The sequence below is a fragment of the Chryseobacterium sp. HNCC26DJ240 genome, from assembly GCF_057180485.1.
On sequence record NZ_JBXUGK010000003.1, the window covers coordinates 121,915 to 134,583 of the forward strand.

The window sequence follows — 12,669 nt, forward strand, 5'->3', positions numbered from 1 at the left end:
TTTTACTATTTATTTAAATAAAAATGAGCATAAATGTCGTTTGATCTGTCTTCTTTAAACTTTTGATAATCATTAAAAGGAGCAAGACAGTGAGGGCAGCAAAAAGGATTGTAATATTTAAATTCTCCGTCATGCGTTTTTGGAAGTTTCTTTTCTAATTCTTCAAGCATATTTTCGTCAATTTCTATTTGATAATGATTAGGCATTTCCCGAATCACATCAAAACTTACCATGGTCGTTTCTTTGCTGTGAGTAGAATAAAAGTATTGGGCATCAGAAAAACCAGCGTGATAAAAATCGACCGAGAAACTCTCTTGACAATGATCACAAATGCAAATCAGACGAATATTTCCTCCATCGCGATGACCAATATAATGAAGCCCTCTTGCAATCATTCCGCGACCAATCAGTTTTTCGTCATTTTCTTTTCGGTGTGAAAGATGAAAAGGCTGAAATCTCAAATATTCTTTATTGACATCTTTCTTATATAGTAAATGTTCCATGTCTTTATAAATTACTCCTTCAATCTGAACAGAGAAATCTTTATTCACCCGTATTTCGCAATCAAATATTTGTCCGTCAAGATTCGGATTGGAATTTTTAGGTTCTATTTTAAATATTTTGATGAGCTCATTATTTTCAAAAATTTTAATTTCAGGAACTGAGCCTTCCAACGTTAAAATTTCAACTTCGGTATTGGATATTCCTGAATAGAGATGGTGATTGCTTATGTGAATTTCGTTTTCTTTACAGATAATTCGCTTTTTCTGGTCTTCCAAAAAATCCTTTTGAATATCTGAAAGCTGAGATGTATTTTTATGAAGACTTCTTTTATTATTTTTTCCCGTGAAAACAAAAAACAGACTAAAAATGATTAAAAAAAGTAAGATTCCGATGATTAAAACAGTTTCCATGAATTAAATTTCAGCAAAAATAATTATTTGAATTCACGATATAATGAAATTAATATTGAATTATAAAAAACTCTTAGATTTGGAATAACAATTTTAAACCAATCAAAAATGCTAAGCAGAAGAACATTCATCAAAAAATCATCTCTCGGATTAGGTTTATTTGCAATACCAAATTCTGCAACTTTTTTATTTGATAACGATTTGATCTCAAGAAGACCAAAACTGAATGAAAGAAAGTTCACTTCAGTTTCCGTAGAAAACACCATTAAAACCATCAAAAAATCCATCGCTGATCCTGAATTGGCGTGGATGTTTGAGAATTGTTTTCCCAACACTTTAGATACAACGGTAAAATTTTATCAGAAAAATAATAAACCTTTTACTTATGTGATCACGGGAGATATAGATGCTATGTGGCTTCGTGATTCTTCGGCGCAGGTTTATCCCTATTTAAGTTTAGCTAATGAAGATGAAAAACTTAAAAATTTATTGAAAGGTGTTATTAATAAACAGATTGAATGTGTTCTGCTGGATCCTTACGCTAATGCATTTTTTGATGATGCAAGTAAGATCAGCGAATGGAAAGATGATTTAACGGAAATGAAACCCGGAATTCATGAGAGAAAATGGGAAGTCGATTCTCTTTGTTATGTGATGCGGTTGTCTTACAATTATTGGAAAACCACCGGAGATTCTTCAATTTTTGATTCTGAATGGAAAAAAGCAATGCTTCTTATTTTGCAAACCTTTCAACAACAGCAAAGAAAAGATTCTAAAGGTCCGTATAAGTTTCAGCGTTCGAATGGTAATTCTTTAGATACACAATTTGCAGGTGGTTACGGAAATCCGACGAAGAAAATCGGTTTGATTCATTCGATGTTCAGGCCTTCGGATGATGCTACTTTTTATCCGTTTTTGGTTTCATCAAATATGTTTGCGGTGGTTTCTCTGAGGGAGACGGCAGAGATTTTTTCTAAGATTTTAAAGGATGAAAATTCTTCTATTCAATTTAAAAATTTAGCAGAGGAAGTGGATGAAGCCATTCAGAAATATGCCATTTTAAATCATCCTGTTGCGGGAAAAATATACGCTTTAGAAATTGACGGTTTCGGAAATGCGTTGTTTATGGATGATGCTAATGTTCCTAATCTTTTATCAATTCCTTATTTAGGTTATGCTTCAAAAGAAGATGAAGTTTACAGAAATACGAGGAAATTTTCTTTAAGTGAAGCCAATCCTTGGTTCAGTGAAGGGAAATTTGCGAAAGGAATTGGTGGTCCGCACATTGGCGAACACAAAATCTGGCCTTTGGGTTTGATTATGCAGGCTTTGACAACTGATGATGACGAAGAAATTGTTTCAGTTTTAAAAATGCTGAAAGCCACTCACGCAGGAACCGGATTTATCCATGAATCTTTTGATGTAGACAATCCTAAAGATTTTACACGTTCTTGGTTTGCTTGGGCAAATACGCTTTTTGGTGAATTGATTCTTCACCTTCACAAAACAAAACCCGAAATCCTGAAAAGGAAGTTTTAATCATAAAAAAACCTCCACAAAAGCGAAGGCTCAGAAAGATCTATGTTGATAACCTAAAGGTTAGGATGCCGAATTTTGTTCTTTTGGCTGTGACATTTTATTTTTAGATTTGTTTTTTCGGTAAAAGTAAAATACGATGGCTGCAATTAATACAACTGGCCAAATCATAATTAATCCTACAACTAATCTTTGAATCAAATAATACCCTTCCACAAAAGCATTTTTGGCGCTGTAAAAGAAATTGAATTTATATTTATTGTCGATATTTTGTGAATTGGTTACCGCAATTTCAGCAATTCGGAGCTTGGGTTCTTTGATGTAGATATCGACGGTGCTGTATTTTAAGTTGTCCGAAACATCCATATTGGCGAGTTGTTGCAGGTTTCCGTCAGACATATTTTCATTATCTAAAGTCACCTTATCTTTATTTGCCTTGAGTTTTGAAATATTTTCTTCAGTTTTCTTGATTCTTTTGCCTTCCAGTGCTGCATATTTAATACTTGAAGTCACATCTTCGGCATTAATCACTCTTGAGTTTAGAAACAGTTTTTTATCATTAATTAAGGTTAAAAGTTCGCCTAATTTTTCCGTTGGAACCCTTACCAGCATTGAATTTTCAGTCTGATATTTCTTTACGAGCATCGCATCCTGATCGGAAGTATTGTACGTTTCTTCGGAAATTACTTTGCTTTGCAAATCGCTGTGTGTAACAAATCCGCCCAATTCCTGAATTGTTTTTTCAATGGAAATTGTTGCGTCGTAAACATCTTTTACTTCCATATTAACGTTGGCAGTTTTAATGAACTGTTTGTCTTTTACCGACATTGTTGCGACTGATGAAATACTGTCTGCTGATATTTCTTTACTGCTTGTAGAAGTTTCATAGTCAACTGCTGTTGCTTCGCCTTTTTTACATGAATAAATTCCTAATAAAAGTGATGCTGCGATGGTTAATCTGATGTAAGTTGTTTTCATTGGGTAAAATTTTTGTTTGTTTGCTTAATCCAAAGTTCAGCAGGAATCGTTTGTAATGTTTGAATATTGTAGGTAAACATTTTGTAAATAATTATTTCGATTTATTTAATTGTAAATCAATAATTTGTAAATCACACTATCGCTTAGTGTACCACGTTCGGATTGATTTTTGCTTAAATTTTACAAATCAAAACAGAAATCAATATGTCTAAAACTTTTTCCAAAATCAGAAACGCCATAGAATTATTCAGATCGATTGATTTTGATCAGCTGAGTGAAATTTCGCAGAAAGTAAATCTTCCAAAACTCATGGAAAACTTTTCCAAACTGGATGACAAACAGCTCAGCGGAATGATGAAAATGCTTGATCCCAATAAAAAGAAAAAAGAGCTTCCTCCAATCGATGGAGATTTCTACGACATTTATCACACTTTGACTCCGGAGCAGAGAGAAGTTCAGCTGAAAGTAAGAGCGTTTATGGAAAAAGAAGTGAAGCCTTTAGTTAATCATTATTGGTTAAGAGACGAATTTCCACATGAATTAATTTCTAAATTTCAGAAACTCGATATTTGCGGTGTGACGTATGAAGGTTACGGTTGCAAAGGAATGCCGTTTTTAATGGAAGGCGTTATCGCAATGGAAATGGCAAGAGTTGATGCTTCTATTGCAACATTTTTCGGTGTACAGTCCGGTTTGGCAATGGGATCAATTTATATTTGCGGTTCGGAAGAGCAGAAACAGAAATGGCTTCCTCAAATGCAGAAGTTTGAGAAAATCGGAGCGTTTGGCTTAACTGAACCTGAAGTAGGTTCCGGAGCGGCGGGTGGTTTAACAGTTACCTGCAAAAAAACACCTGAAGGATGGATTTTAAACGGACAGAAAAAATGGATCGGCAACGCCACTTTTGCAGACATCATTATTATTTGGGCTAGAGATTTAGACGATGGCGAAGTGAAAGGTTTCATCGTTGAAAAAGATAATCCAGGATATTCTGTTGAGAAAATCAGAGGGAAAATGGCTTTGAGAATTGTTCAAAATGGTTTAATTACACTGAAAGATTGTGTTGTAACTGAACTGAACCGTTTGCAAAATGCCAACTCATTTAAAGATACCGCAAAAGTTCTGAGAATGACGCGAGCTGGAGTTGCGTGGATGGCGACCGGTTGCGCAAGAGGAGCTTATGAAAGTGCTTTGGCTTATACAAGAACAAGAGAACAGTTCGGAAAACCAATTGCTTCGTTCCAGATGATTCAGGGGCATTTGGTGGAAATGCTTTCTAACCTTACCGCAATGCAGACGATGGTTTTCAGACTTTCCGAAATGCAGGATGAAGGGATTTTGAAAGATGAACACGCTTCTTTAGCTAAAGTTTTCTGTACGATGAGAACAAGAGATGTTGTTTCCAGAGCGCGTGAAGTAATGGGAGGAAACGGAATTCTTCTTGAATATGACGTTGCAAGATTTGTTGCCGATGCTGAAGCGATTTATTCTTACGAAGGAACGAAAGAAATTAATTCTCTGATTGTAGGTCGTTCGATTACAGGTTTCAGCGCATTTGTGTAAAAGTCAATTGTGAATAGTCAATTCGCTTTGCTTGTCAATTTTTGAAATTCACTTGCGAAGCAAAATTCACAATTCACAATTCACATTCTTATTTCAGCAAAGCTTTATATTTCTCTTTATTATCAATAATCATCCAAAGATTGATTAAAAACAAAACACCCGCAATTGACATTCCCATCGTAGATTTGTCGATGGTGAAAACGTGAAGAATAATTCCGACCATTACCGGGAAGATCACAATAGCACCCAAAGCCCGTGTTTTTGGGAAGATAAACAGTAATCCGCCAATAATTTCTACCGCTCCTACCAAAGGCATCAGCCAGTGCAATTTTTTAAACGCATCAAAAATCTTCATCTGTTCCGGTGTGATTTCCGGCATCGGCATGTAGTGTAGGAACTTGTCTAAGCCGGCGTTGGCAAACATAAGCCCGAAAAGCAGGCAGATAATAAATTTTACGATTTTCATGATTGATCATTTTAATCAAATTTAAACAAAATTTTAATCCAAAAATTCATAACAAAACTCATATTTTAATTTTTATTATTTTTAATTATTCTAATTAAATTTGTGGTAGATTTTACAGAAAAGAAAATGCCATCAGAAACCAATCTACCTTTTTTCAAAAACGAAAATATCTCCGTAAACATTGGTGGATCTGCTAATGAATACCAAATCGAAACTGAAAATTGCTTCAATCTTGTATTTTTCCTGAGCTCCAACATGAGTCTTGAAGCAGATGATATTCATTCTGAAATTTCGATTCAAAAAAATTCTTACATTCTTCATTACAGTTTTTCTAAAAAAACCGCAAAACTGATTTCAAAAAGCAATTCTGCAATGCAATTTCTTCATATTCAGTTTGAATATTCTTATATCGTAAATCTTCTGAACCCTCAGGAAAGCAAAGAAAACGACAGTATTTTGAAAAGGATGATTACAAATCAGTTTATTCTGTTAAATCATGCAGAGCCACCAAAAATTACGGTGGAAATGCACATGATTATCAAAGAAATTACGGGGAGTTCTAAAAAAGGAATTTTAAAAAAACTTTTAATCGAAGCCAAGATCATCAAGCTTCTGATGCTAATTTTTGAGCAGTTCAGTGAACCCAAAATAATCCAAACCACCGAAAATATCGCCCAAATTATAAAAATTTATATTGATCAATATTATACGAAACAAATCAGTATAAATGATATTGCCGTGAAATTTGGTTTAAATGAAACTAAAATCAGGTCTGAATTTAAATCTGAATTTAAAACTACAGTTTCAGAATACATCAATGAACTCAGAATGTTGAAAGCCCGAAAAATGATTGTTTTCAACAATCATCTCATCAAAGAAATTGCTTCAGAGTGTGGTTACGAATACGTCCCTAATTTCAGCAGAGCATTTAAAAAGAAGTTTGGAATTTCTCCCGATCAACTGAGAAAAATTTGAACAAAAAGAAAAACCACCGTAAAAAACAGTGGTTTTAAATATATGTTGTTTTGCTTTGATAGTCCTTTTTCCGAATTCAGGGGAAAAAGAACTGACAATCAATTAATGATGTCCGTGACTTCCGTGGCTATCGTGAACAAAAGGACCGTGACCTTTAGGTGAGTTGTAAACAACTTCTACACCTTCCTGCTCATAAAGCATTTTGCTTCTGATTTTCTCAGGATCAAAAGGTTTTACTTTTCCGAAATATTCTTTCAAACCTTCAGTTAACCAAAGTGGAATGATAAATCCGAAAAACATTATAATACACCAAAACCCGACAAGCAACATACAGATGAAGTAAACTGTCCAGATGAATTGGTAAAACGGCCAAAATGCTGATAACATCATGATTCTTTTCTTAAAGATTTACGCAAAAATAGAACATTTTTACCTCTTAGGCAAAACATGAAAGCTGATTTTTGCTATTTATTTTAAATTTAAACTAATTAATGTGCCAAATTTGCGAAGAAGTCATTGCCTTTATCGTCAGTTATGATAAACGCCGGGAAATCTTTTACTTCAATTTTTCTAACCGCTTCCATTCCCAATTCTGGGAAATCTACAACCTCAACAGACAAAATATTTTCTTTCGCTAAAATTGCAGCAGGGCCACCAATTGAACCGATGTAGAAACCGCCGTATTTGTTACATGCGTTCGTTACATCAGCAGTTCTGTTTCCTTTTGCCAGCATCACCATGCTTCCGCCGTGACTTTGGAATTCGTCAACATAGACATCCATTCTTCCCGCAGTCGTCGGTCCAAAACTTCCTGAAGCCATTCCTTCCGGTGTTTTCGCAGGTCCGGCATAATAAATTGGGTGATTTTTGAAATATTCAGGCATCGGCTGCCCTGCATCTAACAATTCTTTGATCTTTGCGTGAGCGATATCTCTTGCAACGATTAAAGTTCCGTTTAATTTTAATCTTGTTTTGATTGGATATTTTGATAGCTCTGCCAAAATTTCAGGCATCGGTTTATTCAAATTAATTTCAACTGCTGCCTCCAAATGTGGCGGTGTTGCTGGTAAAAATCTTTTTGGATCCTGCTCCAACTGCTCTAAGAAAATTCCGTCTTTGGTAATTTTTCCTTTGATATTTCTGTCTGCTGAACATGAAACTCCCATCCCTACCGGACAGGAAGCGGCGTGACGAGGCAATCTGATCACTCTCACGTCGTGCGTTAAATATTTTCCGCCAAACTGAGCACCGATCGCACTTTCCTGACAGATTTTCTGAACTTTCGCTTCCCATTCCAAATCTCTGAATGCCTGTCCGGCTTCATTTCCTTCTGTCGGAAGATTGTCATAATATTTTGCAGATGCTTTTTTTACCGCCGCTAAGTTTGCTTCAGCTGAAGTTCCACCAATTACCAAAGCCAAATGGTAAGGAGGACAGGCAGCCGTTCCCAAATCTGAAATTCTCTCTTTAACGAAAGCTTCAAGAGATTTTTCGTTCAGTAAAGATTTCGTTTTCTGATAAAGGAAAGTTTTGTTGGCAGAACCACCACCTTTCGTCAAGAATAAAAATTCGTAGTAATTTCCTTTTTTAGCATAGATATCAATCTGCGCCGGAAGATTTGAACCTGAATTTTTCTCATCAAACATCGTTAGAGGAACGACCTGAGAATATCTCAAATTTCTTTTTTGGTACGTATTATAAATTCCTTTGCTTAAATATTCGCCGTCTTCAACGCCTGTGTAAACATTTTCGCCTTTTTTACCCATCACGATCGCCGTTCCTGTATCCTGACAAGAAGGTAAAGCACCTTCAACGGCTACTGCAGCATTCTGAAGTAAGTTGTAAGCAACAAATCGGTCGTTATCAGTCGCTTCAGGATCATCAATAATTCGCCTTAAACTTTCCAAATGGGAAGACCGAAGCATAAAAGAAACGTCTGCCATAGCTTCTTCAGCAAGAAGTTCCAGACCTTTTGGGTCGATGGTTAAAATTTCTCTTTCGCCATGTTGCTCCACTTTCACATAGTCTGAAGTCAATTTTTTATAAACCGTATCATCTTTCAAAATTGGATACGGATCCTGATATTTAAAATCCATGTTACTTTCTATTTTCCGTGCAAAAATAAAACATCGTGAAAAAAGCATGAGTAAAATCAATGATTTAGATGCGTATTTATAATGATTATAAATTGCGGGGTTGTTTTACATTGTTTAACTTTATCAATTGAGGCTGAGGTTAAGGTTAAGTCTGATCCAACCTTAACCTCAGCCTAAACCTGAAGAAAACAATTTCACAATGAATTACAGAATAGAAAAAGACACCATGGGTGAAGTGCAGGTTCCTGCAGACAAATTTTGGGGCGCGCAGACAGAACGTTCAAGAAACAATTTTAAAATTGGTCCCGAAGGTTCAATGCCTCATGAAATTATTGAAGCATTTGCTTATTTAAAAAAAGCTGCAGCATTTACCAATAAAGATTTGGGAGTTCTTCCCGCAGAAAAAAGAGATATGATTGGCAAGGTTTGCGATGAGATTCTGGATGGCAAACTGAATGATCAGTTTCCGTTGGTCATCTGGCAAACCGGCTCGGGAACACAGTCGAATATGAATGTGAACGAAGTGATTGCCAACCGTTCTCACTTTAATGCTGGCGGAAACTTAGGCGACAAAACTGAAGTTCACCCGAATGACGATGTGAACAAATCTCAGTCGTCAAATGATACCTATCCAACAGCAATGCACATAGCAGCGTACAAAAAAGTAGTTGAAGTTACAATTCCTGCAGTTGAGAAACTAAAAAATACGTTGAACGAGAAAGCAGCTGCCTTTAAAGACATTGTAAAAATCGGGAGAACACATTTGATGGATGCTACGCCATTGACTTTAGGTCAGGAGTTTTCAGGATATGTTGCCCAGTTGAATTATGGAATTAGAGCTTTAAAAAATACATTACCCCATCTTTCTGAATTGGCTTTGGGCGGAACTGCAGTTGGAACAGGGTTAAACACACCTCAAGGTTATGATGTAAAAGTTGCAGAATATATTGCACAGTTTACAAATCTACCTTTTGTAACAGCCGAAAATAAATTTGAAGCTTTGGCCGCTCACGATGCAATCGTAGAATCTCACGGCGCGTTGAAGCAATTGGCGGTTTCCTTATACAAAATTGCTCAGGATATCAGGTTAATGGCTTCCGGACCCCGTTCAGGAATTGGTGAAATTCATATTCCGGAAAATGAGCCTGGTTCTTCAATTATGCCTGGAAAGGTAAATCCTACACAGAATGAAGCTTTAACGATGGTTTGTGCTCAGGTTTTAGGTAATGACACCACAATTTCTTTTGCGGGAACTCAGGGAAATTATGAACTGAATGTTTTCAAACCGGTCATGGCTTACAATTTCCTGCAGTCGGCTCAATTAATCGCTGATGCTTGTATTTCATTCAATGATCATTGTGCCGTTGGCATTGAACCGAATCATGAGAGAATAAAAGAGTTAGTTGATAAATCTTTGATGCTGGTAACCGCTTTGAACACGCATATAGGTTATGAAAATGCTGCAAAAATTGCAAAAACTGCTCACAAAAACGGAACAACACTAAAAGAAGAAGCCATCAATCTTGGTTTTGTGACTGCTGAACAGTTTGATGAATGGGTGAAACCTGAGGATATGGTGGGAAGTTTGAAATAGAATATTGCTCACGGATTACACAGATTTTCACAGATTTTAGATCTGCTCAATTTGCAAAGTCTGCGTGAGACAAAAGCGTCACAGTTTCTACACATTTAATAGATTTTTGAACGTACTAATCTGTGCAAATCCGTGAAATCTGTGGGAGATAAAAATTTAAATAATTGATAAAAACTCCGTGGAAAATAAATTTCTGCGGAGTTTTCTGTTAAATATAAATGTGAAAAATCTTACCAGCCTAAAGCAATTCCGAAAACCAAAGCTTTATCATTTTCAAAATAAGAATCTTTGAAGAAATTGCTGAAATCTCTTTTTACGAAAACACTTAAGTTATCATAAGAAACCGTGAACTGAGCGCCATAAACAAATGGATTTACCTGATAGTTCGAACGGTCTCTGAAACTTTGAGAATCTCCTTTAACGATATTATTAGTTGACATTCTTACACCGCCATAAACGTTCGCAGTCATTCGCAAACCGTCTGAATATGTTCTGTACTGAACATCCATTCCGGCATTTTTAATTTTAGAAAAATTATATTGAAATCCGAAAGGAACCATCAAATAACCTGTTCTCAATTTGCTTTTATCAAGACTCCCTTCGTATTTTGCCAACATCACATCGCTGTTTTGTTTTGTGAAAATCATATTATTATCGGGACGAACCGTTCTCCATGAAAACCCTAAACCCGAAATCAATCCCCAAGGGCTCGTTCTGCTGAACTGGTAATTGAATTTTAAACCAAACTCCAGATTGTTGGCGTATCCTAAGTTTTTGTCTAAATCATTATCAGGTTTGTCATTGGTCAGCGTCATAATTCCGTAAGAAAAATAGCCTTCAAGGTTTTTTGTGGGACGGTATTTTTTAAGTAATTGTGATTTTAATTCTTCGTTTGAGGTTACGTCAGAATTTAAAAGAGAATATCTTACCTGCTTTTGGATGACCTGATCCAAATCAAAACCCAAAGCTTCAATTTTTGTATCTATTTTATCCGAATAACTGTCGGCAATTTGCGCTTTCTGTCTGTCGAATTCAGCTTTATCTAAATTTTTGGCTTGAAGAACTAATAATTCGCTTTCCATCAGCTTCTTTTCTTCCTGAATAATTGCATTGATCTTTGCAGCGTACTCTTCTACTTTCTCTTTAACAATCGGACTTACAGTGGTGTCTTCTTTAGACTGAAGGTTGATTCCTAACGCTTTTTTCTGTGCATTAACTGTCGTTGCAACAAGGCACAACATTCCTGTGATGATAAATTTCTTAATCATGATATTATTATTTTTTAGTTTAGAATTGAATTATTTATTGTTCAGATCGATGGTTGCGACATTGCTGCCATCTTTAGATTTTTCGATAACATCTTTATGCTCGATTGAGAAAAGTAAGGTTGAAGGATCAACGAATCTCTTTTTCTTTTTCACCTGTACAGAATCGGATTTTGCGATGATTTTCGCAGGCTGATTCTGAATAATGATTTGAGAAGCAACTTCCGAAGGATTTTCTTTGATAAGTGGCAGATTGCTTTGAGTCTGAATTTCCTGAACTGTTTTTTCCTGCAAAGAAATATTTTTAGTCTCAGCCAATTTTTCTTCTTTTTCAGGAATAATTTCATTCGAATTAATTTCCTCTACCGGATTTTCCTGTTTTTGAGAAGGTATGTTTACCGTTTGAGCCAGTTGTGATTTTGGATCTGCATCATTATTAAAAAATAAAAGCGCTCCCAAACCAAAAATTACAATAAAACACGCAGCCAGATAAACCCAGTTCAATTTAGATTTTCCGGAAACAGAATTTTCAGTCTGAGCCTGAATTTCTGCCCACAAATCCCTTGAAGGAGTAATCTCTCTTTCGTCGATTTGTTTTTTGAATTGTTTTTCAAAATTATTATTAAACGAGTTCATTTTTCAGTTGTTTTTGTTGTTGAAAGTAAATCTTTCTTAATTTTTCTTTTGCTCTGAAGAGTTGGGTCTTGCTCACTGCCAGAGAAATATTCAGCGTATCTGCAATTTCCTGATGCGAATATTCTTCAATCACATAAAGGTTGAAAACCATTTTGTACGCATCCGGAAGCTGATCTAAAAGTTCCTGAGCATTAAAGTCAAAATCAAAAGTCTCTTCCTGCAAATCTTCCAGAACAGAAGCATGAACGTCGTCGAGGTAAAAAACCGTTTTGCGGCTTTTAATGAAATTGAGGCATTCGTTGACTACAATTTTTCTCGCCCAACCTTCGAAGTTTCCTTCACCACGGAAGCTTTCGATGTTTTTAAAAATCTTGCAGAATGCTTTGATTACGCAATCTTCCGCCTGATAGATATCGCTGACGTAGCTTTTTGCAACACTCAGAAATTTCTTTACACTCTGATCATAAAAGATTTTCTGCGCAGCCGGATCCTGTCTTTTGAGGCGGCTCAGCAAATCATCTTTTTTATTTCCAAACAAAAGCTTCATGGTTTATTCTATTTGACTTCGTCGAATCTTCGATTTCTATACTAAAGACAGCAAAAGTTTAAAATGGTTACAATCTTTTTTAAATTATACTTAAATTTC

The 12,669-nt window shown here is 35.7% G+C and carries 12 protein-coding genes; 4 read left to right on the forward strand and 8 right to left on the reverse strand.

Going from position 1 to position 12,669, the window contains the following annotated elements; translation table 11 throughout:
- Positions 1–5 precede the first annotated feature (5 nt).
- Positions 6–914: a hypothetical protein gene (locus AC2A1G_RS06625; RefSeq protein WP_484046144.1), complete on the reverse strand. Its 909-nt coding sequence runs from the start codon at positions 912–914 to the stop codon at positions 6–8.
- 108 nt (positions 915–1,022) lie between these two features.
- On the opposite strand from AC2A1G_RS06625, the gene AC2A1G_RS06630 reads away from it, so the two are divergent.
- Entirely contained in the window at positions 1,023–2,453 is a 1,431-nt protein-coding gene (locus AC2A1G_RS06630; RefSeq protein ID WP_484046145.1) for a glycoside hydrolase family 125 protein, read from the forward strand.
- 60 nt (positions 2,454–2,513) lie between these two features.
- Here the strand turns inward: AC2A1G_RS06630 and AC2A1G_RS06635 are convergent, their stop codons facing one another.
- Entirely contained in the window at positions 2,514–3,428 is a 915-nt protein-coding gene (locus tag AC2A1G_RS06635) for a DUF4349 domain-containing protein (protein WP_484046146.1), read from the reverse strand.
- 204 nt (positions 3,429–3,632) lie between these two features.
- Here AC2A1G_RS06635 and AC2A1G_RS06640 point away from each other — a divergent pair, with 204 nt between their 5' ends.
- A complete protein-coding gene (locus tag AC2A1G_RS06640; protein ID WP_484046147.1) occupies positions 3,633–4,991 on the forward strand; it encodes an acyl-CoA dehydrogenase family protein in 1,359 nt (452 codons plus the stop codon).
- Between the two features lie 88 nt (positions 4,992–5,079).
- Here AC2A1G_RS06640 and AC2A1G_RS06645 read toward each other — a convergent pair whose 3' ends face one another.
- Complete coding sequence (locus AC2A1G_RS06645; RefSeq protein WP_484046148.1) at positions 5,080–5,457, reverse strand: MauE/DoxX family redox-associated membrane protein; 378 nt, start codon at positions 5,455–5,457, stop codon at positions 5,080–5,082.
- A 102-nt stretch (positions 5,458–5,559) separates the two neighbouring features.
- Between AC2A1G_RS06645 and AC2A1G_RS06650 the strand changes: the two genes are divergently transcribed.
- On the forward strand, positions 5,560–6,432 hold the full coding sequence (locus AC2A1G_RS06650) for a helix-turn-helix transcriptional regulator (protein ID WP_484046149.1): 873 nt from the start codon (positions 5,560–5,562) through the stop codon (positions 6,430–6,432).
- A 102-nt stretch (positions 6,433–6,534) separates the two neighbouring features.
- Here the strand turns inward: AC2A1G_RS06650 and AC2A1G_RS06655 are convergent, their stop codons facing one another.
- Complete coding sequence (locus AC2A1G_RS06655; RefSeq protein WP_312074921.1) at positions 6,535–6,822, reverse strand: hypothetical protein; 288 nt, start codon at positions 6,820–6,822, stop codon at positions 6,535–6,537.
- Positions 6,823–6,920: 98 nt separating this feature from the next.
- Complete coding sequence (locus tag AC2A1G_RS06660) at positions 6,921–8,528, reverse strand: fumarate hydratase (protein WP_484046150.1); 1,608 nt, start codon at positions 8,526–8,528, stop codon at positions 6,921–6,923.
- A 199-nt stretch (positions 8,529–8,727) separates the two neighbouring features.
- On the opposite strand from AC2A1G_RS06660, the gene fumC reads away from it, so the two are divergent.
- Entirely contained in the window at positions 8,728–10,122 is a 1,395-nt protein-coding gene (gene fumC / locus AC2A1G_RS06665) for a class II fumarate hydratase (RefSeq protein ID WP_484046151.1), read from the forward strand.
- Positions 10,123–10,352: 230 nt separating this feature from the next.
- On the opposite strand, the gene AC2A1G_RS06670 is transcribed toward fumC, so the two are convergent.
- Genes AC2A1G_RS06670 through AC2A1G_RS06680 form a run of 3 tightly spaced genes read right to left on the reverse strand, consistent with a single transcriptional unit; the run spans position 10,353 to position 12,570 of the window.
- The gene (locus AC2A1G_RS06670; protein WP_484046152.1) at positions 10,353–11,390 is read right to left on the reverse strand and encodes an outer membrane beta-barrel protein; all 1,038 of its coding nucleotides are present in this window, start codon (positions 11,388–11,390) and stop codon (positions 10,353–10,355) included.
- Between the two features lie 30 nt (positions 11,391–11,420).
- Positions 11,421–12,023: a hypothetical protein gene (locus tag AC2A1G_RS06675; RefSeq protein ID WP_484046153.1), complete on the reverse strand. Its 603-nt coding sequence runs from the start codon at positions 12,021–12,023 to the stop codon at positions 11,421–11,423.
- Positions 12,010–12,570, reverse strand: a complete 561-nt coding sequence (locus tag AC2A1G_RS06680; protein ID WP_484046154.1) for an RNA polymerase sigma factor — start codon at positions 12,568–12,570, stop codon at positions 12,010–12,012. The genes AC2A1G_RS06675 and AC2A1G_RS06680 overlap by 14 nt, the downstream gene beginning before the upstream one ends.
- Positions 12,571–12,669 lie beyond the last annotated feature (99 nt).